27 protein-coding genes are annotated in these 24,836 nt (G+C 71.6%); 12 read left to right on the forward strand and 15 right to left on the reverse strand.

The features are described from left to right. Positions 1-70: 70 nt before the first annotated feature. Both uvrB and R2S09_RS08765 read right to left on the reverse strand, forming a co-directional pair. Positions 71-2,227, reverse strand: coding sequence for an excinuclease ABC subunit UvrB (gene uvrB, locus R2S09_RS08760; RefSeq protein ID WP_316740347.1), 2,157 nt, complete (start codon positions 2,225-2,227; stop codon positions 71-73). A gap of 64 nt (positions 2,228-2,291) precedes the next feature. Continuing rightward, positions 2,292-3,161: an MHYT domain-containing protein gene (locus tag R2S09_RS08765; RefSeq protein ID WP_306183655.1), complete on the reverse strand. Its 870-nt coding sequence runs from the start codon at positions 3,159-3,161 to the stop codon at positions 2,292-2,294. A 281-nt stretch (positions 3,162-3,442) separates the two neighbouring features. On the opposite strand from R2S09_RS08765, the gene R2S09_RS08770 reads away from it, so the two are divergent. The 5 genes from R2S09_RS08770 (at position 3,443) to R2S09_RS08790 (ending at position 8,369) form a co-directional block, all read left to right on the forward strand. Next, complete coding sequence (locus tag R2S09_RS08770) at positions 3,443-4,351, forward strand: glycerophosphodiester phosphodiesterase family protein (RefSeq protein WP_316740348.1); 909 nt, start codon at positions 3,443-3,445, stop codon at positions 4,349-4,351. A 49-nt stretch (positions 4,352-4,400) separates the two neighbouring features. Next, complete coding sequence (locus R2S09_RS08775; RefSeq protein WP_306183653.1) at positions 4,401-4,964, forward strand: methylated-DNA--[protein]-cysteine S-methyltransferase; 564 nt, start codon at positions 4,401-4,403, stop codon at positions 4,962-4,964. Positions 4,965-5,137: 173 nt separating this feature from the next. Further along, complete coding sequence (locus tag R2S09_RS08780; RefSeq protein WP_316740349.1) at positions 5,138-6,043, forward strand: pseudouridine-5'-phosphate glycosidase; 906 nt, start codon at positions 5,138-5,140, stop codon at positions 6,041-6,043. Beyond that, positions 6,040-7,011 carry a carbohydrate kinase family protein gene (locus R2S09_RS08785; protein WP_399143933.1) on the forward strand — a complete coding sequence of 324 codons (972 nt, stop codon included), beginning with the start codon at positions 6,040-6,042 and terminating at the stop codon, positions 7,009-7,011. Before R2S09_RS08780 ends, R2S09_RS08785 begins: the two co-directional genes overlap by 4 nt. 230 nt (positions 7,012-7,241) lie before the next feature. Next, positions 7,242-8,369 (forward strand): magnesium and cobalt transport protein CorA, encoded by a 1,128-nt coding sequence (locus R2S09_RS08790; protein WP_316740350.1) that lies wholly within the window; start codon positions 7,242-7,244, stop codon positions 8,367-8,369. Positions 8,370-8,425: 56 nt separating this feature from the next. On the opposite strand, the gene R2S09_RS08795 is transcribed toward R2S09_RS08790, so the two are convergent. Next, positions 8,426-9,058, reverse strand: coding sequence for a uridine kinase (locus tag R2S09_RS08795; RefSeq protein ID WP_306183648.1), 633 nt, complete (start codon positions 9,056-9,058; stop codon positions 8,426-8,428). A 65-nt stretch (positions 9,059-9,123) separates the two neighbouring features. Here R2S09_RS08795 and R2S09_RS08800 point away from each other — a divergent pair, with 65 nt between their 5' ends. Beyond that, positions 9,124-9,891: a DUF2293 domain-containing protein gene (locus tag R2S09_RS08800; protein WP_316740351.1), complete on the forward strand. Its 768-nt coding sequence runs from the start codon at positions 9,124-9,126 to the stop codon at positions 9,889-9,891. A gap of 208 nt (positions 9,892-10,099) precedes the next feature. Next, on the forward strand, positions 10,100-11,587 hold the full coding sequence (locus tag R2S09_RS08805; RefSeq protein WP_306183643.1) for a glutamate synthase subunit beta: 1,488 nt from the start codon (positions 10,100-10,102) through the stop codon (positions 11,585-11,587). 222 nt (positions 11,588-11,809) lie between these two features. Here the strand turns inward: R2S09_RS08805 and R2S09_RS08810 are convergent, their stop codons facing one another. Both R2S09_RS08810 and R2S09_RS08815 read right to left on the reverse strand, forming a co-directional pair. After that, on the reverse strand, positions 11,810-12,100 hold the full coding sequence (locus tag R2S09_RS08810; RefSeq protein WP_306183641.1) for a DUF397 domain-containing protein: 291 nt from the start codon (positions 12,098-12,100) through the stop codon (positions 11,810-11,812). Further along, entirely contained in the window at positions 12,101-12,961 is an 861-nt protein-coding gene (locus tag R2S09_RS08815) for a helix-turn-helix transcriptional regulator (RefSeq protein ID WP_306183639.1), read from the reverse strand. It abuts the gene before it with no gap. Between the two features lie 279 nt (positions 12,962-13,240). Here R2S09_RS08815 and R2S09_RS08820 point away from each other — a divergent pair, with 279 nt between their 5' ends. Beyond that, positions 13,241-13,939: an ATP-binding protein gene (locus R2S09_RS08820; protein ID WP_399143930.1), complete on the forward strand. Its 699-nt coding sequence runs from the start codon at positions 13,241-13,243 to the stop codon at positions 13,937-13,939. After that, positions 13,930-14,421: a hypothetical protein gene (locus R2S09_RS08825; RefSeq protein ID WP_306183636.1), complete on the forward strand. Its 492-nt coding sequence runs from the start codon at positions 13,930-13,932 to the stop codon at positions 14,419-14,421. Before R2S09_RS08820 ends, R2S09_RS08825 begins: the two co-directional genes overlap by 10 nt. 30 nt (positions 14,422-14,451) lie before the next feature. Here the strand turns inward: R2S09_RS08825 and R2S09_RS08830 are convergent, their stop codons facing one another. From R2S09_RS08830 to R2S09_RS08845, 4 genes are all read right to left on the reverse strand, one after another. Continuing rightward, entirely contained in the window at positions 14,452-14,637 is a 186-nt protein-coding gene (locus tag R2S09_RS08830; RefSeq protein ID WP_306183634.1) for a hypothetical protein, read from the reverse strand. A 177-nt stretch (positions 14,638-14,814) separates the two neighbouring features. Beyond that, complete coding sequence (locus R2S09_RS08835; protein ID WP_316740353.1) at positions 14,815-15,600, reverse strand: nucleotidyltransferase domain-containing protein; 786 nt, start codon at positions 15,598-15,600, stop codon at positions 14,815-14,817. After that, positions 15,600-16,598 (reverse strand): prolyl aminopeptidase, encoded by a 999-nt coding sequence (pip, locus tag R2S09_RS08840; RefSeq protein WP_306183630.1) that lies wholly within the window; start codon positions 16,596-16,598, stop codon positions 15,600-15,602. Before pip ends, R2S09_RS08835 begins: the two co-directional genes overlap by 1 nt. Positions 16,599-16,635: 37 nt before the next feature. Next, positions 16,636-17,337, reverse strand: coding sequence for a uracil-DNA glycosylase (locus R2S09_RS08845; protein WP_316740354.1), 702 nt, complete (start codon positions 17,335-17,337; stop codon positions 16,636-16,638). A 66-nt stretch (positions 17,338-17,403) separates the two neighbouring features. Between R2S09_RS08845 and R2S09_RS08850 the strand changes: the two genes are divergently transcribed. After that, positions 17,404-17,949 carry an RNA-binding S4 domain-containing protein gene (locus R2S09_RS08850; protein WP_316740355.1) on the forward strand — a complete coding sequence of 182 codons (546 nt, stop codon included), beginning with the start codon at positions 17,404-17,406 and terminating at the stop codon, positions 17,947-17,949. 105 nt (positions 17,950-18,054) lie between these two features. Here the strand turns inward: R2S09_RS08850 and R2S09_RS08855 are convergent, their stop codons facing one another. Continuing rightward, on the reverse strand, positions 18,055-18,504 hold the full coding sequence (locus tag R2S09_RS08855) for a DoxX family protein (protein WP_306183624.1): 450 nt from the start codon (positions 18,502-18,504) through the stop codon (positions 18,055-18,057). A 169-nt stretch (positions 18,505-18,673) separates the two neighbouring features. Continuing rightward, entirely contained in the window at positions 18,674-19,360 is a 687-nt protein-coding gene (locus R2S09_RS08860) for a bifunctional 2-polyprenyl-6-hydroxyphenol methylase/3-demethylubiquinol 3-O-methyltransferase UbiG (protein WP_306183622.1), read from the reverse strand. 248 nt (positions 19,361-19,608) lie between these two features. Here R2S09_RS08860 and R2S09_RS08865 point away from each other — a divergent pair, with 248 nt between their 5' ends. Then, the gene (locus tag R2S09_RS08865; protein ID WP_306183621.1) at positions 19,609-19,881 is read left to right on the forward strand and encodes a DUF6343 family protein; all 273 of its coding nucleotides are present in this window, start codon (positions 19,609-19,611) and stop codon (positions 19,879-19,881) included. 27 nt (positions 19,882-19,908) lie between these two features. On the opposite strand, the gene R2S09_RS08870 is transcribed toward R2S09_RS08865, so the two are convergent. From R2S09_RS08870 to rpsA, 4 genes are all read right to left on the reverse strand, one after another. Then, on the reverse strand, positions 19,909-20,289 hold the full coding sequence (locus R2S09_RS08870) for a M48 family metallopeptidase (RefSeq protein WP_306183620.1): 381 nt from the start codon (positions 20,287-20,289) through the stop codon (positions 19,909-19,911). 50 nt (positions 20,290-20,339) lie between these two features. Beyond that, positions 20,340-20,978, reverse strand: a complete 639-nt coding sequence (gene coaE / locus R2S09_RS08875; protein ID WP_316740356.1) for a dephospho-CoA kinase — start codon at positions 20,976-20,978, stop codon at positions 20,340-20,342. Between the two features lie 45 nt (positions 20,979-21,023). Further along, positions 21,024-21,962: a PAC2 family protein gene (locus R2S09_RS08880; RefSeq protein ID WP_316740357.1), complete on the reverse strand. Its 939-nt coding sequence runs from the start codon at positions 21,960-21,962 to the stop codon at positions 21,024-21,026. Between the two features lie 176 nt (positions 21,963-22,138). Next, positions 22,139-23,629 (reverse strand): 30S ribosomal protein S1, encoded by a 1,491-nt coding sequence (gene rpsA, locus R2S09_RS08885; protein WP_306183614.1) that lies wholly within the window; start codon positions 23,627-23,629, stop codon positions 22,139-22,141. A gap of 371 nt (positions 23,630-24,000) precedes the next feature. On the opposite strand from rpsA, the gene R2S09_RS08890 reads away from it, so the two are divergent. Then, positions 24,001-24,822, forward strand: coding sequence for a class I SAM-dependent methyltransferase (locus R2S09_RS08890; RefSeq protein ID WP_306183949.1), 822 nt, complete (start codon positions 24,001-24,003; stop codon positions 24,820-24,822). The last annotated feature ends 14 nt before the right edge of the window (positions 24,823-24,836 follow it).

A 24,836-nucleotide genomic window follows, 5' to 3' on the forward strand; every position in this document is an offset into this window, starting at 1 on the left:
GGGGGCGGTCTTCCACCCGGCGGGGGCGGGGGGGGCCGGCGCGGGGGGGGGCGCCCCCACCTCCGGGGGGTCAGGCCAGGCCCGCCTCCCGCATCTGGCGCAGTTCCTTCTTCATCTCGGAGACCTCGTCACGCAGCCTGGCCGCGACCTCGAACTGCAGCTCGGCCGCGGCGGCGCGCATCCGCTCCGTCATCTCCTCGATCTGTTCGGCGAGCTGCGCGGCGGGACGGTCGGTGGGCACCGTCTCCTTCGCCCTGCCCTTGGCGGACCTGGCGGGCTTCGCCGCCTTGGCGGCCTTGCCCGTCTGGTCGCCGAGCGACGGCACCGGGGCCTTGGCGCCCTTGCCGTCCTTGGTCTTGCGGTAGCCGGTGCCGAGCAGCTGCTCGGTGTCGACCTCCTCACGGGCGATCTGCGCGACGATGTCGTTGATCTTCTTGCGCAGCGGCTGCGGGTCGATGCCGTTGGCCGTGTTGTAGGCGATCTGCTTCTCCCGGCGGCGGTTGGTCTCCTCGATGGCCTTCTCCATCGCCGGGGTGATCTTGTCGGCGTACATGTGGACCTGGCCGGAGACGTTGCGCGCCGCGCGGCCGATGGTCTGGATGAGCGAGGTGCCCGAGCGCAGGAAGCCCTCCTTGTCGGCGTCCAAAATCGCCACCAGGGACACCTCGGGCAGGTCCAGGCCCTCACGCAGCAGGTTGATGCCGACCAGGACGTCGTACTCGCCGGAGCGCAGCTCGCGCAGCAGCTCGACACGGCGCAGGGTGTCGACGTCGCTGTGCAGATAGCGCACCTGGATGCCCAGTTCCAGGAAGTAGTCGGTGAGGTCCTCGGCCATCTTCTTGGTGAGCGTGGTGACCAGGACGCGCTCGTCCTTCTCGACGCGCGTCCGGATCTCGTGCACCAGGTCGTCGATCTGGCCCTCGGTGGGCTTGACGACGACCTCGGGGTCGACGAGACCGGTGGGGCGGATGATCTGCTCGACCTGGCCGTCCGAACGCGACATCTCGTACTGCCCGGGGGTCGCCGACAGGTACACGGTCTGGCCGATGCGCTCCTGGAACTCCTCCCACTTCAGCGGGCGGTTGTCCAGGGCGGAGGGCAGCCGGAAGCCGTGCTCCACGAGGGTGCGCTTGCGGGAGGCGTCACCCTCGTACATCGCGCCGATCTGCGGCACGGTCACGTGCGACTCGTCGATGACGAGCAGGAAGTCGTCCGGGAAGTAGTCGAGCAGGGTGTTCGGCGGGGTGCCGGGACCACGGTCGTCGAAGTGCATCGAGTAGTTCTCCACACCGGAGCAGGTGCCGATCTGGCGGAGCATCTCGATGTCGTAGGTGGTGCGCATGCGCAGCCGCTGGGCCTCCAGCAGCTTGCCCTGCTTCTCCAGCTCGGCCAGGCGCTCCTTGAGCTCCTCCTCGATGCCGCGAATGGCCCGCTCCATGCGCTCGGGGCCGGCGATGTAGTGCGAGGCGGGGAAGACGTACAGCTGCTGGTCGTCGCTGATGATCTCGCCGGTGATCGGGTGCAGGGTGGACAGCGCCTCGATCTCGTCGCCGAACATCTCGATGCGGACGGCCAGCTCCTCGTAGACCGGGAAGATCTCGACGGTGTCGCCGCGCACCCGGAAGGTGCCCCGGGTGAAGGCCATGTCGTTGCGCGTGTACTGGATGTCCACGAAGCGGCGCAGCAGCTCGTCCCGGTCGATCTCCTCGCCGACCTTGAGGGGCACCATGCGGTCGACGTACTCCTGCGGAGTACCGAGGCCGTAGATGCAGGAGACGGAGGCGACCACGACGACGTCACGGCGGGTGAGCAGCGAGTTGGTCGCGGAGTGGCGCAGCCGCTCGACCTCCTCGTTGATGGAGGAGTCCTTCTCGATGTAGGTGTCCGACTGCGGGACGTAGGCCTCGGGCTGGTAGTAGTCGTAGTAGGAGACGAAGTACTCGACGGCGTTGTTGGGCAGCAGTTCGCGGAACTCGTTGGCCAGCTGGGCGGCCAGGGTCTTGTTCGGCGCCATCACCAGCGTCGGACGCTGGAGTTTCTCGATCATCCACGCGGTCGTGGCGGACTTGCCGGTGCCGGTGGCTCCGAGCAGGACGACGTCCTTCTCGCCCGCTTCGATGCGCCGGGCGAGGTCGGCGATGGCCTGCGGCTGGTCGCCGCTGGGCTGGTAGGGGCTGACGACCTCGAAGGGCGCCACCGTGCGTTCGATGTGGGAAACGGGCCGCATGTCATCCACCGTACGACCCGCCACTGACAACCGGTCCGGGTCGGCGGTTTCCCCGGATGCGCGGTCAGCGGTTCTGCGGGGTGCGCGAGGTGCGCCGGACCGGCGTCCGGCGGACGCGGGCCACCGGGCGGTGGGCGGAGCGCGCGACCAGTTCGGGGGCCGGTACACCCGGTTTGTGCTCCACCGGCGTCCAGTCGGGCTTGCCCATGACCATCAGCGGGTCGAACATCACGACGACCCCGGCGAGCAGCAGGAAGGCGAGCGGGCCGATCAGCATGGGGGCGAGCAGGGCGGCAGGCGACTCTCCCGCGGTGCCGCCGCCGGCTCCGTGCACATGCACGCTGAGGGCGGCCATACCGGTGTAGTGCATGCCGCTGACGGCGAGGCCCATCACCAGGCTCGCCCCGACGCTCCACAGGAAGCCCCTGACCTGGCCGGCCGCCCACAGGGCGGCGGTCGCGGCGACGACGGCTATGACGACGGAGGCGGCGACGGTGAGGGTGTTGTACTGGAAGCTTGCGTCGAGCCGCATGCCCGCCATGCCGAGGTAGTGCATGGAGGCGACGCCCAGACCGGTGATCGTGCCCCCGGTGAACAGGGCCGAGCCGGTCGCGCCCTTGTAGCCGACGATGAAGATCCCGATGCCCACCATGACGATGGCCAGGGCCAGGCTGGCGTACGTCATCGGCCTGTCGTAGTGGATCGGCGCACCCTTGACGGTGAAGCCCATCATGGCGACGAAGTGCATGGTCCAGATGCCGGAGCCGATCGCCGCGGACCCGAGGGCGAGCCAGCCGGGGCGCCAGGACTGGGCGACGAGCAGGGCGCGGGTCGTGCAGCGCAGACCGAGGGCCCCGCCCAGGCAGGCCATGAGATAGGCCACCAGCGGCGTGACGAGCCCGTAGCTGAATCCGTCGACCGTGCCGTCGTGCATGCGCGGCTGCCCTTCCGCCCTGTCGAGTGCCTGAATGTGGTGACGTCGCCCCTACCCCCCGACCGTCCCCGCGGTCGGGTTTGACGCAGAGAGTATGACCCCCGCCGGAATGGTCGAACGACATTCCGGCAAAGAAACACGACCTTGCCGCAGATGTGCGGCACCGGTGTGTGGACTCGGGCAACTCCGTTCAATCCGTGGCCGTCCTGTACCCGCCCGCCTCGTTGACTCTGTGCTCTCACTCTTGTACCCACAGTGATCATCCGATGCGAGGAGTACGCATGCACGCGCGCGCAGTTGCCGTCACGACCACCGCGCTCCTGGGAGCCATGGTGCTGTCCCCCGCCTCCGAGGTCCGGGCGGCCGGGGGCCGTGAGCGGCCCCTGGTCGTCGCGCACCGGGGCGCCTCCGCCTACGCTCCGGAGAACACCCTTCCCGCCATCGACAAGGCGGCGGCGCTCGGCATCCGCTGGGTGGAGAACGACGTGCAGCGCACCAAGGACGGCGAGCTCGTGGTCCTCCACGACGACAGTCTGCGGCGCACCACGAACGCCGAACAGGTCTTCCCGGACCGGGCGCCGTGGAAGGTGAAGGACTTCACCGCCGCCGAGATCGCACGGCTGGACGCGGGCGGCTGGTTCTCAGCCGCGTACGCGGGCACGCGCGTGCCGACCCTCGACCGGTACATGCGCCGGGTCGAGCACAACCACGAGAAGCTGCTTCTGGAGATCAAGAACCCCGAGCTGTACCCGGGCATCGAGCGGCAGACCCTCAAGGTGCTCGGCAAGGCGGGCTGGCTCGACCACCGGCACCTGGCGAGCCGGCTGATCGTGCAGAGCTTCAGCGCCGACAGCGTGCGCACGGTGCACGGCCTCGCGCCCGGGGTCAGGACCGCCTTCCTCGGCCGGCCGGCGGAAGGGGACCTGCCCCGGTACGCGGTCTTCGCCGATCTGATCAACCCCTCCCACGGCACGCTCTCCGCCGAGTACGTGAACGCGGTCCACGCGTTCACCGGTCCGCACGGCAGGCCGTTGAAGGTGTTCGCCTGGACGGTCGACGACGCCTCACGGGCCCGGACCCTCGCCGGCTACGGCGTCGACGGCATCATCACCAACAGGCCGGACGTGGTGCGCGCGGCCCTGCCCGCCACCGACGCCCCGGCGCCGGCCGCGGCCTTCCTCGTCGGGTGAAAGCGCAGGTCGGCGGGCATTGTCAGAGGCGGGCCGTACGGTGGGCCGCATGGACAGCGACGAACGGGAAGAACGCAGCGAACGGCAGGTCGTGTGGGCCGTGGCCGCCACCGGGATCGGCCCTCTGCTGCTCGCGGCGACGGAGGCCGGTCTGGTCAACGTCGTGTTCCACGCCACCGACGCGGTGCGCGACCGGGCGCTGTCCCGGCTGGCGTCGCGGCTGGGCGCCGAACCGGTCGAGGCGCCCGGATCCCCTCTGCTGGCGGAGGCGATACGCCAGCTGGAGACGTACTTCGCGGGTGAGCGCCGGGACTTCGAGCTGCCTTTGGACTGGTCCCTGATCTCGGGCTTCAACCGGCAGGTGCTGCGCGAGCTCGCGTCCGGCGTGCCCTACGGCACCGTCGTCGGGTACGGCGATCTCGCCGGGCGGGTCGGACAGCCCGGAGCCGCCCAGGCGGTGGGCGTGGCGATGGGCGCCAACCCCCTGCCGGTCGTGGTGCCCTGCCATCGGGTCGTCGAGAGCGACGGCGGCATCGGCGGCTTCGGCGGCGGCCTGGAGACAAAGCGCGCGCTGCTCGCGCTGGAAGGGGTACTGCCCGAACCGCTGTTCTGAGGCGCGGCGCCGTCCCACTGGCGCCGCGTCAGTGGTGCCATGTCAGCGGTGCCGCGTCGGTCGTCGTGCCGTGCCTCGAAGACGTTCCCGTCCGGGTCGGGGCCGCGCGCGGGTTTGACCGGGGGTGCGGCCCGCCAGAGATGAGGGAGGAGCGACAGACGGGAGGCAGGCACGTGCTGGTGGTGTCCGAAGAGGTACGGGAGGCGCTCGCCGCGCGCCGTCCCGTGGTTGCCCTGGAGTCCACGATCATCGCCCATGGGCTGCCGCGCCCGCGCAACCTCCAGGTGGCGCTGGAGCTGGAGGACGCGGTACGGCAGGAGGGTGCCGTACCCGCCACGATCGCGGTCCTGGACGGGCGTCCGCAGGTCGGCCTGGACAAGGAGCAGCTGGAGCGGGTCGCGAACGAGGACGGGATGCGCAAACTGGGCCACCGCGACCTGCCGCTCGCCGTGGCCGCCGGGGCCGGCGGGGCGACCACGGTGTCGGCGACTGCGCAGCTGGCCGCCCTGGCGGGCGTGCGCGTGTTCGCCACGGGTGGGCTCGGCGGTGTGCACCGGCAGTGGACGGTCACGCAGGACGAGTCCGCCGACCTGGGGCTGCTGGCCCGTACCCGGATCACGGTCGTGTGCGCGGGGGTGAAGTCGATCCTGGACATCCCCGCCACCCTGCAACGGCTGGAGACCCTGGGGGTCTCGGTGGCCGGTTACGGCACGGACCGCTTCCCCGGCTTCTACCTCACCGACTCGGGCCATCCGCTGGACTGGACACTGAGGACTCCGGAGGAGGTGGCCGAGGTCATGCGAGCGCAGAACGCGCTGCGTGCGCCCGAGTCGGCGCTGATCATCGCCAACCCGGTGCCCCGGGAGGAACAGCTCGATCCGGAGCTGCACGCGCGCGTGCTCGCCGATGCCCTGCAGGCGTGCGAGGCGCAGGGGATCACGGGGCAGGCGGTCACCCCGTTCCTGCTCGACCACCTGGTTCGGCACACCGACGGAGCCTCACTGCGCGCGAATCTCGCGGCCGTACGCGGCAACGTGCGCCTGGCGGCACGCATCGCGGCGGCGTGGGCCCGGATGTGACGGCGGGCACGGCGACAGCCGCGGGGGCGGGGCGCGGCGTGGACGGTGACGCGGGCGGGGCGTTGCTGGTGGCCGGTGACGTGGTGACGGACGTCGTGGCACGGCATCGCGGTCCGCTCGCCTCCGGTACCGACACGGCCGCCGCGATCCGGCTCCTGCCGGGTGGCGCGGGCGCCAACGTGGCCTGCTGGGCGGCCCGTCACGGGTGTCCGGAGGTAAGGCTGCTCGGCCGGGTGGGCGCGGACACGGCCGCCTGGCACGAGCGGGAACTGGTGGCCTCGGGGGTGCGTCCGCGGCTCGTCGTGGACCCGGACGCACCGACCGGGACGGTGGTCTGCCTGGTCGACACGGCGGCCGCCGCCGAACGCACGTTCCTCACCGACAGCGGGGCGTCGCTGCGGCTCGCACCCGGCGACTGGTCGGAGACGCTGCTCGAGGGGGTGGCCCGGCTGCATCTGTCGGGCTATCTGCTGTTCTCCGAGCCGGGCCGGGCGCTCGTGTCGGTGGCCGTCGCCTCGGCACGTGCGCGGGGGGTGCCGGTGAGCCTGGACCCGGCCTCGGCCGGGTTCCTCGCCGCACTGGGCGTGGACCGGTTCCTGTCCCTCGTCGAAGGAGTGGACGTGCTGCTGCCCAGCCGCGACGAGGCGTGTCTGCTGACGGGCCTGCCAGACCCGGCGGACGCGGCGGCCAAGCTGAGCCGGCACGTCCCTGTGGTGGTGGCCAAGCAGGGCGCCGAGGGAGCGCTGGTGGCCCGCTCGGGCGCCGTGTGCGCCCGCGTGCCCGCCGTAACCGCGGTGCCCCGGGACACCACGGGTGCCGGAGACGCGTTCACGGGGGCGTTCCTCGCCGCGCTGCTCACCGGCGCCACGCTGGAGGCCGCGGCGGCGGAGGGCTGCCGGGCCGGAGCGCTGGCAGTGGAAGGGGTGGGCGGACGACCTCCACGGGGTGCCGCCTCCCGCGGCCTCTGACCAGGTGCCGCCGCTCCGGGTGCGGAGGGCTGCTCCGGGCGCCCAAGGGGCCTTGGGCACGTCCGTCGGGCCTTCGGTCCTGACACCGGTGGCGAGGCTGTCCACAGGCGGGAACAAAGCGGAACTCCCTGTTCCCACAGGCTTGCCCGCCGCTCACGCCGGCCTGGCAGACTGGCGCGCCACGGCGCAGTGAGCGCCGCACGCGAGGAGATCCACGCAAGGAGATCCAGATGTCCATGGCAGGGAATCTGCGAAGGGTCACGGGCCTCGACAAGGTCGGCGGCCTCCGCAGGGTGGCACGGCTGGGCCGCCGGCGCCGGCCGGTCGACCTGAGCCATCCTGCCCGGTCGCCGCTGGGCTCCTCGGTGGTGAACTGTGTGACGTACCGGGACGGTGTCCGGCTGCCGGAGACCGGCGAACTGGTCGAGGCCGTGGCACGCGTGCGCAAGAACCGGGACGGTTTCGTCTGGCTGGGGCTGCACGAGCCGACCGGCCAGGAGTTCGCGGGCATCGCGGAGCTGTTCGATCTTCACCCGCTGGCCGTCGAGGACGCGATCGAGGCCCACCAGCGCCCGAAGCTGGAGCACTACGGCGACACGCTGTTCGCGGTGTTCAAGACCGTCTGCTACGTCGAGCACGAGCAGCTGACGGCGACGAGCGAGGTCGTGAACACCGGCGAGATCATGGCTTTCGTCGGCCACGACTTCGTGATCACGGTACGCCACGGACGGCACGGCTCGCTCGGTCCGCTGCGCGAGGAGCTGGAGTCCGATCCGCAGCAGCTCGCCAAGGGGCCGGCCGCGGTGCTGCACGCGGTCGCGGACCATGTGGTCGACGACTATCTGAGCGCCACGGACTCGATCCAGGCGGACATCGACCAGGCGGAGATGGACGTCTTCGCACAGAACGGCGCGCGCACCGACCCCGGACGCATCTACCAGCTCAAGCGGGAGCTGCTGGAGCTGAAGCGGGCCGTCGCCCCGCTCGGCCGTCCGGTGGAGGACCTCGCCACCCGGCCGATCCGGGTGGTCGACCCGGAGATACAGGCCTACTTCCGGGACGTTCTGGACCACCTGATACGGGCCAAGGAGCAGATCGCGGCCTTCGACGAGATGCTCAACTCGATCCTCCAGGCGCATCTGGCCCAGGTCACCGTCGCGCAGAACGAGGACATGCGCAAGATCACGGCCTGGGCCGCGGTGATCGCCGTGCCGACCATGGTGTGCGGGGTGTACGGAATGAACTTCGAGCACATGCCGGAACTGCACTGGCGGTTCGGCTACCCCCTGGTCATCGGCGTGATCTCCACCGCCTGCCTGGCGCTGTACCGCGGTTTCAGACGCAACGGCTGGCTCTGACGTGGGGCTGCGTCGGCTTCCGTGACGGTCCCGCCCGGTGCGGGGCCCGACGGTTCTCAGCCGCTCCAGGCCGGATGGCGCGGATCGTCGGCGCGGACCAGCACGTCCGCCGTGCCGGCCGGGTCGATCTCGGCCTCGTAGCGCTCGAAGGCCGGCAGCGTCCAGTGCTCCGCCTCCGGCGTACGGCGGCGCAGCGCGCCCGGGGAGAGGAGGACATGGACGCTCAGATCGAAGGGGAACCAGTGCCGCAGCAGGAGGGGACCGTGCAGCAACAGCAGCCCGCCGGGCGGGAGCCGGACGTAGGAACTGCGGGTGGCGCGGTCGGTGACCGGGTCCCTCAGGTCGGGCAGGACACGGCCGTTCCCGCCGGCCTCCAGCGGGCCGAAGACCTCACGCCAGAGGGAGCCGGTGTCGAGCCAGCCGTCGTAGTACGACTCCACGTCCCGGTGGCCGTGTTCCAGGCGGAGGGACGCCGGGCGCAGGAAGCCCTCGGCGCCCACGATCAGCGACGGGCGGCCCCGCACACGCAGCGCCTGCGAGACACGCTCGGCCAGGTCGCCCGGCCCGGCGGCGGGGGCACCGTCGAAGGCGACGCGCGGCCAGGGGCTGCCGTCACCCGGTTCGAGGTCGAGCAGCCGCTCGGCCAGGAGGTCGCCGAGCCGTTCCCAGGTGATCGCTTCGAGTCGCACACGGCCATGATGCGCCAGGCTTCGGTCCGGGTGCGGCGCAGAGAGCGCCGGGGAATGAACCTCGCATGGCGCTGTCCCCAACTCCCCCGCCACGCTCCGGCCTTCTGGTCATCCAGCCGCTGCGGCGCAAGCACTGCGCCGAGTGCCGCCGGGGCCCGCTGCCCATGCTCGTCCTGGAGGAGGGCGCGCCCCGCTGTCTGGACTGCGCCGACCTGGGGCACCTGGTGTTCCTGCAGCGTGGTGATACCGCGCTGACGCGCAGATCGCGGGAGGAGAGCGCGCTGTCGGCGGTGGTGGTGCGGTTCAACCGGCGCAAGAGCCGCTACGAGCGGCAGGGCGTGCTCGTCGAGGAGGCGGCGCTCGCCCGGGCCGAGGAGCGGTGTCTGGCGGACGCCGAGGCGCGGCGCCGGCGCCGGGTCCGGGACGCGCGGCGGCGGGCGGCGGAGGACGCGCGCTTCACGGACGCGTTCGCGGCGGAGATCCGGCGGTTGTTCCCCGGCTGTCCGGCCGAGCGCGCCCGGGCCATCGCCGCGCATGCCTCGGTGCGCGGCAGCGGACGGGTGGGGCGCAGCGCGGCGGGACGGGCGCTGTCCGAGGGCGCGGTCGTCTGGGCGGTGAGGGCGTCCGTACGGCATCTGGACACGCCGTACGACCGGCTGCTGATGGACGGGGCGCCGCGGCACGAGGCACGCCGGCGGATCGCGGCGGACGTGGAGTCGGTGCTGGGGGCATGGCGGGAGGCGGGGGCGAACGGGGGCCGGGGGCGGGAGGGGAGGGGGGCGGGGGCGGGCCCCCCGGGAAGGAAGGGGACGGCGCCGAGCCCCCCTAGCTAGCGCAGGCCGCCCCGCCCGCGGAAAAGCCCCCCGCACACGCCCTGCACGCGCGTCCCGGGGGACGTATCGTGGCCGGAAGAGCGCCGCCCGTGGACGCGCGAGAACGCGACGAGAACGCGAGAGGCCGCACGAGAGCGCGAGAGGTCACACGAGGACGCGCAAGAGCGCGCGAGGACGGCCAGTACGCGAGTACGCAAGGGAGACGGCCATGGCCGATCCCAAGGGCTTCATGACCACGCCCCGCCAGGAGTGGCCCCGCAGGCCCGTCGAGGAACGGGTCCGGGACTGGGACGAGGTGTACGTTCCGCGGGCCCTGCTGCCGATCATCAGCAAGCAGGCCGACCGCTGCATGGACTGCGGTGTCCCGTTCTGCCACCAGGCCTGCCCGCTGGGCAATCTGATCCCTGAGTGGAACGACCTGGTCTCGCGGGAGGACTGGCGGGCGGCGAGCGACCGGCTGCACGCCACGAACAACTTCCCGGAGTTCACCGGCCGCCTGTGTCCGGCACCGTGCGAGGCGGGCTGTGTACTGGCGATCAACCAGCCGGCCGTCACCATCAAGAACGTCGAGTGCGCCATCGCCGACCGGGCGTGGGAGGAGGGTTTCACCCCGCCGCGTCCTCCGGACCGGCTGACGGACCGGACCGTCGCCGTGATCGGCTCGGGGCCGACCGGGCTCGCCGCGGCCCAGCAGTTGACCCGCGTGGGACACACGGTGGCCGTCTACGAGAAGGACGACCGGCTCGGCGGGCTGATGCGCTACGGCATCCCGGGGTTCAAGATGGAGAAGCACCACCTGGAACGCCGGCTGGAGCAGATGCGGGCGGAGGGGACCAAGTTCCGTACGTCGACGGCGGTCGGGCGGGACGTCGGGGCGGCGGAGCTGCGTTCGCGCTACGACGCCGTGGTGATCGCCACGGGCGCCACCGCGTGGCGTGAACTGGACGTGCCGGGGCGCGAGTTGTCCGGGATCCATCAGGCGATGGAGTACCTGCCGCTGGCCAACCGTGTGTGCGAGGGGGACATCGCGGTCTCGCCGTTGTGCGCGGCGGGCCGGCATGTGGTCATCGTGGGCGGGGGTGACACCGGGGCCGACTGCCTGGGCACGGCGGTGCGGGAGGGCGCCGCGTCGGTGACCCAGTTGGACATCTATGCCCAGCCCGGCGCCGAGCGCGACGAGGACACCGAGCCATGGCCGACGTATCCGAAGATCTACCGGCTGTCGGCCGCGCACGAGGAGGCGGAGGTGCTGCGCACGGCGCCCGCCGCGGACGTCGACGCGCGGATGTTCGCGGCGTCGACGCTGCGCTTCACCGGGGACGCGGACGGGCGTGTGCGCGAGCTGCATCTGGTCGAGGTGGACGCGGAGCGGCGCCCGTTGCCGGGCACCGAGCGGACCCTCCCGGCCGACCTGGTGCTGCTCGCGCTCGGCTTCTCCGGGCCGGACCGGCGGGACGGGCTGATCGACCAGCTGGGACTCGAGCTGGCGCCGCGCGGCACGCTCGCGCGCGGCGCCGGCTTCGTGACGAACGTCCCCGGTGTGTTCGCGGCGGGGGACGCCGCCCGCGGGCAGTCGCTGATCGTCTGGGCGATCGCGGAGGGACGGGCGGTGGCGGCGGCAGTCGACCACTACCTGACGGGGAGCTCGCGACTGCCGTCGCCGATCGGGCCGTACGACCGGCCGATGGCCGTGTGAACGGCGCCGACACGGCCGTACGACCGCCCGATGCCGGTCGGCGTCGGTCGACGCCGGAGGCCACCGGTCGACGCCGGCGGCACCGGACGACGCCGGACGCCGTCAGCGGGTGAATCCGACGGATGCGGTCTCGGGTGTGGTCTCGGTCTCGGGAGCGGTCTCGGACATGTTCAAGGTGGCACCAGAGTTAGGGCGTTGGGGCAGCGGAAAATCCAGGCATGGTCAGGAGAGCAGGAAGTCGGCCTCCCCCGCCTTGGCGCCCTCTATGAAGGCGGTCATCTCGTCGGTGGTGTAGATGAGGGCCGGCCCGTCCGGGTCGGTCGACTGGCGTACCGCGATCCGCCCGTCTGCCAGCTTCATCGCCTCCAGGCAGTTGCCGCCGTTGCCGCCGCTCCACGGCTTGTGCCAGCCTTCGCTGCCCAGTTCCCTGGCCGGCATGCCGTTGTAGATCCGCTCGCCGCGAATCCGGTCGCCGCGGCCTCGTGAGGCGGGCTGGGACGTGATGCGATCCATTCACAGCTCCTTGCGGAGATCCCGGAGGATCTCCTTCGTGCGATGTGCCGTAGCGGCCTGAGCCGCCATGCGGTCCATGACCTCGAGGTGGGTCGCCACCTCCTCGCGCGCGTCCAGGTAGACGGCGCCGGTCAGGTACTCGCTGTAGACCATGTCCGGCAGTTCGGGCATGGCGAATCGGAACAGCACGAAGGGCCCGTACGTGCCTGGGTGCGGCCCCGAGGAGAACGGGGCGACCTGAAGGGTCACGTTGGGCAGCTTCGTGGCGTCGAGCAGTCTGTCGATCTGAGCACGCATCACCTCCGGGCCGCCGACGGGGCGGCACAGCGCGGTCTCGTCGAACACGAACCAGAACCGGGGCGCGTCGGGACGGGTGAGCAGTTCCTGGCGTTGCATGCGCAGGGCGACATGGCGTTCGATGTCGTCGGGGCTGGTCTGTCCGATGGCGCCCGATGTGAGCACCCCGCGCGCGTAGTCCTCGGTCTGGAGCAGGCCGGGCACGAAGTGGGGTTCGTAGGACCGGACGAGTGCCGCCGCGCCCTCCAGGCTGACGTACATCGAGAACCAGCCCGGCAGGATGTCGTGGAAACGCTGCCACCAGCCGGGCCGGTTGGCGTCCTCGGCGAGCTGCACGAAGGCCTCGGCCTCGTCGTCGGGGACGCCGTACGCCTTCAGCAGCAGTTGCAGGTACGGGATTTTGAGGGTGACCTCGGCCGTCTCCATACGGCGGACGGTGGCCGGGGCGACGCGGAGGACGCGGGCGGCCTCCTCGCGCTTGAGACCGGCGCGTTCCCGCAGGTCGTGCAGGCGCCGGCCGAGCACGACCTGCCCGACGGTCGGTGCCGACCGCGGTTCACTCACGCTCCACCTCCACCGAAGAATTGGGGACTGTGCCAAGGAGTTCCTCCGGGCCGGAGGAGTCTCGCGGGCCCGGGGGCCGGTCCCCGTGGACTGAAGGAATCCTGACAGCCCTACGGCGCCATTCGAAGATCCATTCGAAGACCCGACGGATCTCCGGCGATCCCAATTGGCGCCGCGCGACGTGCTGTTGCGAGCAGTGTGCCACGGCACCTCACCGCGTCACACAGCACTCTGCATTTTTCAGAGTGCCACTTGCCAAGTGTTCACGGCGGGGAGATAGTGGCAAGCGTGATTCCGTCCCCGCCCTTAGGAACAGACGCCGCCGCGGGCCTTCTCACCCCCGGCGCCCTCACGGGAGCGAACCCCGACGGGGCCGCTGCCGAGCGCCGGTTCCGCTTCGAGCTGGCCGCGCACCCGGGTTCTCCCGCCCAGGCCAGACGTCTGACCAGAGCCCGGCTGACGGCCTGGTCGGTGTGCGAGGACACCTGTGACACCGCCGACCTCGTCATCTCCGAACTGGTCACCAACGCCATCGTGCACACCGCGAGCAGCCGGGTCGTCTGCGAACTGCACGACGGCGGTGAACTGGTGCGCATAGCCGTACGCGACGAGGGCCGCGCTCCGGGGGAACCGCACCCGTCCCCGCAGCGGCCGGAGGAGGAACACGGAAGGGGGCTGCTCCTCGTCGAGGCCATGTGCCTCTCCTGGGGCGCGCAGCAGCACGGCCAGGGGCTGGTGGTGTGGGCGGAACTGGCGCGTGACACCGACGACAGCCACGACGCCCGGGGCGACCTCGGCTGGGGCGCCCGCCCGAAGCCGGACCCGGCCCCGGAACCTCATCCGTCCCCTCCGTCCCCTCCGTCCCCGTCGACGCCGCACCCGGCTCCGCCTCCGGACGATGAGGGCGCCCCCCGAGGGGCACAGCACCACAGGGCATACGCGCACGACACGCACGGATCGGGGGCCGCATGGCTGTGAGCGGTGCCCGAGCCTCCGGCTCCGGCCAGGCGCTCGGCCTGGACACGCTCGTACGCCTGGGACGCGCGACGGGCAGGTCCGCCACGTCCGGTGGTGCCGCCCCGGACGGCGGCCCCACGGCGCCCCGGCGGCTGTCCCTTCCCGACGGCATGGTGGTCCCGCTGGGCTGCGACGCGGTGGCGGTGCCGGCCCGCTTCGGTGCCCTGCTGATGCCGCGGCTGCCGCGCGTGGGGTGCGTCTACGCCGACGAGACGCACTGGTGGTGGATCGTCCCGGCCGACTCCGACTACGCCCTGCGCTGGCCCTCACCCGTGCACTACGCCACCGGAGCGGTCCTCCCCGACACCTCTCGGGGTCCGCTGCCCGCCCTCATCCACCGACCGGACGGGACGGTTCCGTACACCCCGCCGATCCCCCTGTACCTCGCACTGTGCAGGGTCACGGGCACGACCCCGGCGTGGTGCCGTCCGATCAGAGCGTGAGCGCGGGGACGGCCGTCAGCGGCGACGCCCTCAGGCGGTGACGTCACCACCTAGCTCGCCGCCCCGGACGATCACGAGGAACGTGTCCGTCGCGAGGTCCATGACGACCTCCGCAGGCAGGCCCTCCAGGCGCCGCGCATGCGCGAACTCCTCCGCCGGCCACGACCCGCGCGGACCACCGGCGGGAAAGCGCTCGAGCACCGTTCGCCCGTTCACCCTGCACCTCCATGTAGCGCTGTACTCGTAGAGTTAAACGCCAAGCATGGGGCGAACACCTCGTCCAGTGACGGTACTGAGACGTACTCGACACGAGTTCAATGCCAAAAGTGCGTCTCACCTCACACTTTCGACCGACTCGATCACCTTTCGCGTCAACTCGCGTACACCTCGTGTTCACACGTCCGTGATGGTGGGCGTCCCGTTCACGGCGGTGCTCAGGACCGTCTCGGTCTCGGTCACCGCCCGGACCAGGGCCGTGGGAGACGCGGTCAGTCCGCTGAGGATGTCGTCGACGTCCTGGAGGCCCGCACGGGTCACGAGCCCCTTGTCGTTGGTCGTCCACTCCCCGCGTGCGGCGAGTACGGCATGGGCGGTCTGGGTGGCGGCCAGGGCGATCGCGCCGGCGACCTGGGTGACGGATCCCCTGGGGGCATGGCCCGTCTTCGCGTAGGCGAGACCGGCGGTGGCCATGCCGTACCAGTGTTCGGGTGCGGTGCGCCGCAGTGCGGGCGGGTAGACGGACGGACGGCGCAGCTCCCCTCGCAGCACCCGGTTGACCGCGAGCTCGGCGACCACCAGGTAGCTGGGGATCCCCGCGAGATGGAACAGCAGCGGTTCCACCCGGAAGCGTCCCTCCTGCGCCTGGGCCCATTCGTGCTCGACGACGTCGAGGTCCCGGTAGTGCACGTCGACGCGGCGGCCGTCGATCGTCAGCCAGGCTCCGCCGTTGAAGACGCCGCCGCCCCAGCCGCCGAGTTCGGAGACCTCGCCCTCCCAGCCGACGGCACGCAGGTCGTCCGGGTCGAAGCGGCCCCGGTAGTAGACGGCGAGGTCCCAGTCGCTGTCCGGGCGGTGGGTGCCCTGGGCGCGGGAGCCGCCGAGGGCCACGGCCCGGACTCCGGGGAGCGCTGCCAGGCGATCGGCGGTGGTGTCGAGGAAGAGCTGTTCCGGCTCGGGCATCACCGGCCCGCCCCCTGCCGTGTGCGCGTGTCCTCGCGCCGTGCGTACCTGTCCGTCGCCGCGACCAGCGCGTCCACCACGCCCGGTGCTCCGAAGTTGTGCCCGGCCTCGTCGACGACGATCAGTTCGCTGTCGGGCCAGGCGCGGTGCAGGCGCCAGGCGACGCCGAGGAGGTTGCCGAGGTCCAGGCCGCCCTGGACGAGGGTGCCGGGGATGCCGCGCAGCAGATGGGCGTCGCGCAGCACCACGCCCTCGTCGTTGCCCGGGCCGAGGAAGTGGTCGTTGCCGAAGTAGTGCGTGACGGTGCGGGCGAAGCCCATGCGGAAGGCGGGGTCCTCGTACCGTGCGACGGAGCGCGGCGGCGCGGGGATCGTCGCGGTCTCCCAGTCGGTCCAGGCGCGCGCCGCCCGTTCGCGCACCGCCGGGTCGGGCGACTCGAGCAGCCGGTTGCAGGCGGCTGCGAGGTTTCCGGTGCGGTCGGTGTCCTCGGGCAGCTCGGCGAGGAAGCGTGCGAAGCCTTCCGGGAAGATCCTGCCCAGCCCGTGGGTCAGCAGTGCGACCTCGGGGTTCGAGCCGGTCGCGACGCACGTCAGAACCAGTTCGGAGACGGCCGCGGGATGGGTCTGGGCGTAGCGCAGCGCCAGCGCCGAGCCCCAGGAGGCGCCCCACACCAGCCATCGGTCGATGCCGAGATGGTGCCGCAGCAGTTCCAGGTCGGCGAGGAGGTGGTCGGTGGTGTTGACGCTCATGTCGGTGTCGTAGGCGCTCGCGTGCGGTGTGGAGCGACCGCAGCCGCGCTGGTCGAGGAGGACGATCCGGTACGCGGCCGGATCGCAGTAGCGCCGCTGGCCCGGCGTGCAGCCGGACCCCGGACCGCCGTGCAGCATCACCGCCGGCTTGCCCTGTGGGTTTCCGCAGGTCTCCCAGTACACGAGGTTGCCGTCGCCGACGTCGAGCATGCCCTGGTCGTACGGTTCGATCTCCGGATACAGGCCCATCAGGGGAAGGTAACCGCCTCTCGCCGGCCGCGTCGCCTCATTTTCCCGTAGGCAGTCCCGCCGCTTGCGCCGCCGTGCGCAGGACGTCGCGGAGCATCGCCGGGGTGAGCCTGCCGGTGAAGGTGTTGCGCTGGCTGACGTGGAAGCAGCCGAAGAGGTCGAGTCCTTCCAGCGACACCCGTGTTCCGTGGGCGAAGGCGGGGCGGGGCCGGGGGACCGTCCAGCCCGCCTCGGTGAACGCCGGCAGCGCGGCCTGCCAGCCGAAGGCGCCGAGCACGACCGCCGCCCGCAGGGTGGGCCGCAGCAGGTGCAGCTCCTGGAGCAGCCAGGGCCGGCAGGTGTCCCGTTCACCGGGGGTCGGCTTGTTGGCGGGCGGGGCGCAGTGCACGGGCGAGGTGATCCGCACCCCGTACAGCTCCAGCCCGTCGTCGGCGGCGACGGAGGTGGGCTGGGAGGCGAGCCCCACGTCGTACAGCGCCTGGTACAGCACGTCCCCGGACCGGTCTCCGGTGAACATGCGGCCGGTACGGTTCCCGCCGTGCGCCGCCGGGGCGAGTCCCACGATCAGCAGCCGGGCGTCCGCCGGCCCGAAGCCCGGCACCGGCCGGCCCCAGTACGTCCAGTCGGCGAACGCGGCCCGCTTGGTGCGGGCCACCTCCTCACGCCAGGCGACCAGACGCGGACAGGCACGGCAGTGCGAAATCCGCTGGTCGAGGGCACACAGGCTGCTGCTGTCCATGTCCCCCACCGTAAAGTGGTCCGGTGCGGCCGGTCCAAGAGACTTGAGGAGACTAAGGTCTGAGCCATGGCTAGCGAGGACGACGTCAAGGACCGCGACCGGGACGGGAGCGGGTCAGAAGCCGGCGAGGTGCCCGCTTCGGCCGTGGATCCGAAGGTCGCCGCCGCCATCGCCGCGGCCGAGGCGGCCGGTCCGGCGAGTGGTGAGACCGTGCGGATCGACAGCTGGATCTGGGCCGTGCGTCTGGTCAAGACCCGCTCCGTCGGCGCCACCGCCTGCCGGGGCGGGCACGTCCGGGTCAACGGTGAGCGGGTCAAGCCGTCCCACTCGGTCCGCGTCGGCGACGAGGTGCGCGTGCGGCAGGAGGGACGCGAGCGGATCGTGGTCGTCAGGCGCCTGATCCGCAAGCGGGTCGGCGCGCCCGTGGCGGTGCAGTGCTACGTCGACAACTCCCCGCCGCCCCCGCCCCGCGAGGCCGTCGCTCCGATCGCCGTACGCGACCGGGGGGCCGGCCGGCCCACCAAGCGCGACCGGCGTGAACTGGAGCGGCTGCGCACCCTGGGCGGCCTGGACGGTCCGAGCGGCCCCACCGGCCGCCCGCGCGGCCGGTGACAGCCACGAAGGCCCTGACACCCGCGCGGCCGGTGACGGCCACGAAGGCAGTGACGGCCTCGCAACCGGTGACGGCCACGGAGCCGCACGGCCCCCGTACGGTGCTCACCCCCGCCGCCGTACCAGCCGCAGCAGCTCCGCGTTGTGGCCGCGGCGGGCCCAGGCGATGAGGGCGAGCGGCACGATCAGGATGATCGGTGTCGCCGCGTTCTGCCCGTCGAAGACGGTGAGCTGGACGACGAACGCGCCGACCATGAGCGCGCTCAGCGCCAGCGCCGCCACCGACTGCAGCACCGGGATCAGCAGCGCGACGCCTCCGGCCAGCTCCAGTGCGCCGATGGTGTACATGCCCGCGCTGCCCCAGCCGATCTTGTCGAAGGCCTCGGCGGCCGAGGGATGCGCGATGAGCTTGGGCAGCGCGCTGGCGAACACGTAGAACAGGGCGAGCAGCACCTGCACGGCACGCAGGGCGATGCGGGCGGTACGGCGGCCACGGGCGGACCCGGTCGACGGGCCGGTGGCGACGGACGGGGTGGAGGCGGTGGTCTCGGACATGAGGATCTCCTCGGGGACGTGGTCCGTGGTGCTGTCGCAGAGGTAGACCGGCCCCCGCCGCGGAACTCATCGGCCCCCGCCGCGGCACTCATGGCCCCGTGGAACTCATGGCCCCGCCATGCAACGCATCAGCGCCCTGCGGGTGTCGTGGGCGCCCTGTCCGCTCCGGTCAGCCCTCCCGTCCGCGTACGGCTCTGACCCAGGTCCCGTCCTGTGTCAGGGTCCGGTCGGTCCTCAGCCCCGCTTCCCGAAGTGCCTCCTCGAACTGCTCCTCGGTCAGCGGCCGGGACAGGAACGTCTGCGTCCAGGTGGCGTCCGGGAAGACGTACTCCGCGCGCACCGAGTTCACGCCGTCCCCGACCGGTTCGGCGGAGAGGATCCGTACGGTGAAGCCTCGCGGGTCGACGCGCTCGCGTGGCAGGTCGGTGTGGTAGTCCGCTCCCTCCCGCTGGATCAGGACGCAGCCGTCGTCCGCGACATGCCGTGCGCAGGTGCGCAGCAGCCCCCGCCGTACCTCCGGGTCGCCGGCGTGCACCAGGAACGACGCGAGCAGGACGACGTCGAAGGTCTCTGCCAGCTCCAGGTGCTCGATCGGGCTGCATATGGTCCGTGCGCCGCGCACCCGCAGCAGCATCTGCGGGGACTCGTCCACCGCCGTGACGGTGAATCCGCGCCGCAGCAGCGGGTTGGTCACGCGGCCCGCGCCGCAGCCCAGCTCCAGAATGTGCGCGCCCGCAGGCACGGCGGCGGCGATGATGTCCGGCTCGCTGCCGACCGGCAGCCGTGTGTACAACTCCACCGCGCAGCCGTCCGGGGTGATCGCTCCCGGCCCTGTCCCCTGATAGCCCTCGCGCATCTTCAGCTCCATGCCCGGACAACGGCTCGCTTCCGCACGGCCGTTCCCGCCTCCGAGCTGTTCACCCGTTCGAGTGAGTCCCCCGTCCCCGGACCCGCTGTGCGGACCCGATGTCCCGGCCCAATGTCCCCACTCGATGTCTCGATGTCCCGACCCGCTGTTCCTGCCGGGGTCCCCGCCCGACCACTGCCCTGTGTGGTGAACGTGCTGGTCGGAGAGTAGCTTGCAAGGAGGAGTGGTGACCGGCGATGCGTACGGGCAGTGAGCCGACGACCGCCCGGAGTGCGCTGCGGGCGCGGTTCTGGCTGAGCGTGTGGGGGATGTTCTGGGCGATGTTCGGCACGGCGGTGTTCGTGCTGGTCGGCCGGCCCGGATGGGCTGCCGCGTTCGGAGTGCTGTGGCTGGTGATCGCCGTCGACTTCGCCCTGGTCGTCCGGCATCTGCGGCAGGGGCCGCACTACCAGCCGGGACGCGATGTCCCGCCGTACTGGCCGCCCGATCAGCGGCAGCGGCGCCGGTAGTCCGCCGGCCGGGCGCCTGTCCGGGGGTCAGGTGTCGAACCGGGCGCGCTGGAGGTACTCCGGGTTCGGGTCCAGCGCGGCGGCCAGCCGGAAGTGGCGTTTGGCCTGGTCGGGGTGGCCCTGCCGCTCGTAGGTCCGGGCGAGCGCGTAGTGCGCGAACGCGTTGTCCGGCTCACGCTCCAGAACGATGCTGAACTCCAGCTCGGCGGGCCGCAGTTGCGCGGCCGCGAAGAAGGCGCGGGCGCGCAGCAGCCGGGCGGCCGTGTTCTCGGGATGGGCGGCGATGACCCCGTCGAGCAGCTTCACCGCGCCCCGGGGGTCCCGGGCAGCGAGCAGTTGCTCGGCGGCGCGGAAGTCGATGACATGCGTCTCCGGAGTACGTCCGGGCGAACCGCTGGTTTCGGGCACGGCAAAGTCCTTCCCTCACTGGGAGGGTTCAACGCCCCTGCCGGACACCCCTATTCCTGAGGTTCGGCCGCCCCGTGCCCTGGGTGCGGGATGTGTGCGGCCCTGCGGGCCAGCTCGGCCCAGACGTCTCCCACCCGCTGCCGGAGGCGCTCCAGCGGCACGTCGTTGTCGATGACGATGTCCGCGATCTCCAGGCGCTTCTCCCGTGTGGCCTGGGCGGCCATGCGGGCGCGTGCGTCCTCCTCGGTCATGCCGCGCAGCCGTACCAGCCGGTACAGCTGGGTCTCGGGGGCGGCGTCGACGACGATCACGAGGTCGTACAGCGGGGCCAGGCCGTTCTCCGTCAGGAGCGGGACGTCGTGGACGACGACGGCGTCCTCGGCGGCGGCCTCCTCCAGCTCGCGGGACCGGGCGCCCACCAGGGGGTGCACGATCGAGTTCAGGAGAGCCAGTCTCTCCGGATCGGCGAAGACGATGGACCCCAGCTTGGGCCGGTCCAGGCTGCCGTCCGCGGCGAGCACCTCCGGGCCGAAGGCGTCGATGACCGCGGCGAGGCCGGGCGTGCCCGGAGCGACGACCTCGCGCGCGATGCGGTCGGCGTCGATCAGCACGGCCCCGCGCTCGACGAGCAGCCGCGACACCTCGCTCTTACCGGCTCCGATGCCCCCGGTGAGGCCTACCTTCAGCATGAGCGGAAGCTTAGGCGTTGCCGCTGAGAGGCCACCCGGCGGTCCTCAGTTCTCGCCCTCGCGCTCCGCCAGGAACCTCTCGAACTCGCGGCCGATCTCCTCGGCCGACGGGATGTCCATGGGTTCCGCGAGCATGTTGCCGCGGGTCTCCGCGCCCGCGGCGGCGTCGTACTGGTGCTCAAGGCCCTGGACGAGGGAGGTGAGCTCCTCGTCGCCCTCACGGATCTGCCGGTCGATCTCCGTCTGGGTGCGGTGGGCGTCGTTGCGCAGGGAGTGCGCGATGGTCGGCAGGACCAGGCCGGTGGCCGCGGTGATGGCCTCCAGGACGGTCAGGGCCGCGTCCGGGTACGGCGAGCGGGCGATGTAGTGGGGGACGTGCGCGGCGACCCCGAGGACGTCGTGGCCGGCCTCCATCAGGCGGTACTCCAGCACCCCCTCGGCACTGCCGGGTACCTGCGCCTCCTCGAAGGGGCTGTGGTGGCCGGGGACGAGGTCGCTGCGGTTGCCGTGCGGGGTCAGGCCCACCGGGCGGGTGTGGGGGACGCCCATGGGGATGCCGTGGAAGTTCACCGACAGGCGTACGCCGAGGCGCTCCACGATCTGTCGTACGGCGGCGGCGAAGCGCTCCCACTCCACGTCGGGTTCGGGCCCGGACAGCAGCAGGAAGGGCGCGCCGGTGGCGTCCTGGACGAGGCGCACCTCGATGGCGGGCTCCTCGTACGCCGTCCAGCGGTCGCGCTTGAAGGTCAGGAGCGGGCGGCGGGCCCGGTAGTCCACGAGCCGGTCGTGGTCGAAGCGCGCCACGACCTGGTGCGGCAGTGAGTCCAGAAGCCCCTCGACGATCTGGTCGCCGGTCTCGCCCGCGTCGATGTATCCGTCGAAGTGGTAGAGCATGACAAGGCCGGCCGACTCCTGGGCGAGCGCCATGTCGACGACCGCCAGGCCCTTCGGCTCCCATGCGTACAAACCTTGCGGATCAAGCACTGTGACCGCCCCTCCTCGTGTTCGTAGGTTCACAACGAGAGACGGGACCCAGGCATTCCCCGACTCCTGACAAGCGGTCCGGGAGGCCGAGGCGGGCCCGGAACGCGGCCGCGGCCCGTACCCCCCACACAGGGGGTACGGGCCGCGGTCGTCGGCTGGTGCCTAGCGGTGAGCGGTCAGCTCTGGCCGCCGGCCAGCTTCTCGCGCAGGGCGGCCAGGGCCTCGTCCGAGGCCAGGGCGCCGGAGGTGTCGCCACCCTCGGAGGAGTACGAACCGCCGGTCGCGGCCGGAGCGGCGGCCTCGCCACCCTCGGCGGCGGCAGCGGCGTCCGCCTCGCGGGACTTGATGACCTGCGCCTGGTGCTGCTCGAAGCGGGTCTGCGCCTCGGCGTACTGGCGCTCCCACTCCTCGCGCTGCTTCTCGTAGCCCGGCAGCCAGTCGTTGGTCTCCGGGTCGAAGCCCTCGGGGTAGATGTAGTTGCCCTGGTCGTCGTAGGACGCGGCCATGCCGTAGAGGGTCGGGTCGAACTCGACCTCCTCCGGGTGGGCACCGAAGGACTCGTTGGCCTGCTTCAGCGAGAGGCTGATGCGACGGCGCTCGAGGTCGATGTCGATGACCTTGACGAAGATCTCGTCGTTGACCTGGACGACCTGCTCCGGGATCTCCACGTGGCGCTCGGCCAGCTCGGAGATGTGGACCAGACCCTCGATGCCCTCGTCCACGCGGACGAACGCACCGAACGGAACCAGCTTCGTGACCTTGCCGGGCACGACCTGGCCGATCTGGTGGGTGCGGGCGAACTGCTGCCACGGGTCTTCCTGGGTCGCCTTCAGCGACAGGGAGACGCGCTCGCGGTCCATGTCGACGTCGAGGACCTCGACCGTGACCTCCTGGCCGACCTCGACGACCTCGGAGGGGTGGTCGATGTGCTTCCAGGACAGCTCGGAGACGTGGACCAGACCGTCGACGCCACCCAGGTCCACGAAGGCACCGAAGTTGACGATCGAGGAGACGACGCCGGAGCGGACCTGACCCTTCTGGAGGGTCGTGAGGAACGTCTGGCGGACCTCGGACTGGGTCTGCTCGAGCCAGGCACGGCGGGACAGGACCACGTTGTTGCGGTTCTTGTCCAGCTCGATGATCTTGGCCTCGAGCTCCTTGCCGACGTACGGCTGGAGGTCGCGGACGCGGCGCATCTCGACCAGGGAGGCCGGGAGGAAGCCACGGAGGCCGATGTCGAGGATGAGACCACCCTTGACGACCTCGATGACGGTACCGGTGACGATGCCGTCCTCTTCCTTGATCTTCTCGATGGTGCCCCAGGCACGCTCGTACTGGGCGCGCTTCTTCGAGAGGATCAGGCGGCCTTCCTTGTCCTCCTTCTGGAGGACCAGGGCCTCGATCTCGTCGCCGACGGCGACGACCTCGTTCGGGTCGACGTCGTGCTTGATCGAGAGCTCGCGGCTCGGGATGACACCTTCGGTCTTGTAACCGATGTCGAGCAGGACCTCGTCCCGGTCGACCTTCACGATGACGCCGTCGACGATGTCGCCGTCGTTGAAGTACTTGATCGTCTCGTCGATCGCTGCGAGGAAGGCTTCCTCGTTACCGATGTCGTTGACCGCTACCTGCGGGGTGGTGGCGGTGGTCTCGGTGCTGCTCGTCATGTGGGAAAGGGCTCCGGTACGGACATTGAAGTCGTAGGTACTGCTTACGCCGGGAGCCCGTTTCGCTCTGCAGAAGCCGGACAGCCAAGGAAGCGCCACACCGAACCGCTGGTGGCGCCTCGACAACCGAGGGGACATACAACAGATGCGAGCGCAGCCTGCTACGTCTGAGGTGCGCAGGCCCGCAGCGCAACTTGTAGCATACGGGGGCAGCCGGGCAGGGTCAATGCGCGAAGCCACCCACCCGGGGCGTATCGCCGCATATCCGGCGCAAAACCTGTCTCCCGAGGCCACGCAGACGCCAGGGCGTCACTCCGACGGCGCGCACACCGGGGCGGCGGGTTGGACGGAAGAGTACGACGAGGGAGCCGATCATCCAAGAGCCAGCACCGTTCGCATCGTCCGAACCGGAGGCCACCCGGCGGGCGGCCGGTGTCACCGAGAGCGCCCGGGCCAACCGGGGGTGGTGGGACCGCAACGCGGACGAGTACCAGATCGAACACGGCACCTTCCTCGGCGACGACCGCTTCGTGTGGTGCCCCGAGGGCCTGGACGAGGTCGAGGCGGAGCTGCTCGGCCCGGCCGAGGAGCTCAAGGGCAAGGACGTCCTGGAGATCGGCGCCGGCGCGGCCCAGTGTGCGCGCTGGCTGGCCGCGCAGGGGGCTCGCCCCGTCGCCCTGGACCTGTCCCACCGGCAGCTCCAGCACGCGCTGCGCATCGGCGGATCGTTCCCTCTGGTGTGCGCCGACGCGGGCGCCCTGCCCTTCGCGGACGGCTCCTTCCACCTGGCGTGCTCGGCGTACGGGGCGCTGCCCTTCGTCGCCGACCCGCGGCTGGTGCTGCGGGAGGTGCGACGGGTGCTGCGGCCGGGCGGGCGGTTCGTCTTCTCGGTGACGCACCCGATCCGCTGGGCCTTCCCCGACGAGCCCGGCCCGGAGGGGCTGAGCGTGTCCGCCTCCTACTTCGACCGCACGCCGTACGTGGAGCAGGACGACGACGGCAACGCGGTCTACGTCGAGCACCACCGCACGCTCGGCGACCGCGTCCGGGACGTCGCGGCCTCGGGCTTCCGCCTGGTGGACCTGGTGGAGCCGGAGTGGCCCGACTGGAACACCTCCGAGTGGGGCGGCTGGTCCCCGCTGCGCGGGCACCTGATCCCGGGGACGGCGATCTTCGTCTGCGAGCGGGACTGAGAGCGGGACGAGCG

The organism is Streptomyces sp. MK7 (genome assembly GCF_032658145.1).
In the GTDB taxonomy this organism is placed as follows: Bacteria; Actinomycetota; Actinomycetes; order Streptomycetales; family Streptomycetaceae; genus Streptomyces; species Streptomyces spiralis.

Coding starts and splice junctions, on each gene's coding strand:
- uvrB (WP_316740347.1), bottom strand. CDS start 2,227: ATGCGGCCCGTTTCCCACATCGAACGCACGGTGGCGCCCTTCGAGGTC.
- R2S09_RS08765 (WP_306183655.1), bottom strand. CDS start 3,161: ATGCACGACGGCACGGTCGACGGATTCAGCTACGGGCTCGTCACGCCG.
- R2S09_RS08770 (WP_316740348.1), top strand. CDS start 3,443: ATGCACGCGCGCGCAGTTGCCGTCACGACCACCGCGCTCCTGGGAGCC.
- R2S09_RS08775 (WP_306183653.1), top strand. CDS start 4,401: ATGGACAGCGACGAACGGGAAGAACGCAGCGAACGGCAGGTCGTGTGG.
- R2S09_RS08790 (WP_316740350.1), top strand. CDS start 7,242: ATGTCCATGGCAGGGAATCTGCGAAGGGTCACGGGCCTCGACAAGGTC.
- R2S09_RS08800 (WP_316740351.1), top strand. CDS start 9,124: ATGGCGCTGTCCCCAACTCCCCCGCCACGCTCCGGCCTTCTGGTCATC.
- R2S09_RS08805 (WP_306183643.1), top strand. CDS start 10,100: ATGGCCGATCCCAAGGGCTTCATGACCACGCCCCGCCAGGAGTGGCCC.
- R2S09_RS08810 (WP_306183641.1), bottom strand. CDS start 12,100: ATGGATCGCATCACGTCCCAGCCCGCCTCACGAGGCCGCGGCGACCGG.
- R2S09_RS08825 (WP_306183636.1), top strand. CDS start 13,930: ATGGCTGTGAGCGGTGCCCGAGCCTCCGGCTCCGGCCAGGCGCTCGGC.
- R2S09_RS08835 (WP_316740353.1), bottom strand. CDS start 15,600: ATGCCCGAGCCGGAACAGCTCTTCCTCGACACCACCGCCGATCGCCTG.
- pip (WP_306183630.1), bottom strand. CDS start 16,598: ATGGGCCTGTATCCGGAGATCGAACCGTACGACCAGGGCATGCTCGAC.
- R2S09_RS08845 (WP_316740354.1), bottom strand. CDS start 17,337: ATGGACAGCAGCAGCCTGTGTGCCCTCGACCAGCGGATTTCGCACTGC.
- R2S09_RS08850 (WP_316740355.1), top strand. CDS start 17,404: ATGGCTAGCGAGGACGACGTCAAGGACCGCGACCGGGACGGGAGCGGG.
- R2S09_RS08855 (WP_306183624.1), bottom strand. CDS start 18,504: ATGTCCGAGACCACCGCCTCCACCCCGTCCGTCGCCACCGGCCCGTCG.
- R2S09_RS08860 (WP_306183622.1), bottom strand. CDS start 19,360: ATGCGCGAGGGCTATCAGGGGACAGGGCCGGGAGCGATCACCCCGGAC.
- R2S09_RS08865 (WP_306183621.1), top strand. CDS start 19,609: ATGCGTACGGGCAGTGAGCCGACGACCGCCCGGAGTGCGCTGCGGGCG.
- coaE (WP_316740356.1), bottom strand. CDS start 20,978: ATGCTGAAGGTAGGCCTCACCGGGGGCATCGGAGCCGGTAAGAGCGAG.
- rpsA (WP_306183614.1), bottom strand. CDS start 23,629: ATGACGAGCAGCACCGAGACCACCGCCACCACCCCGCAGGTAGCGGTC.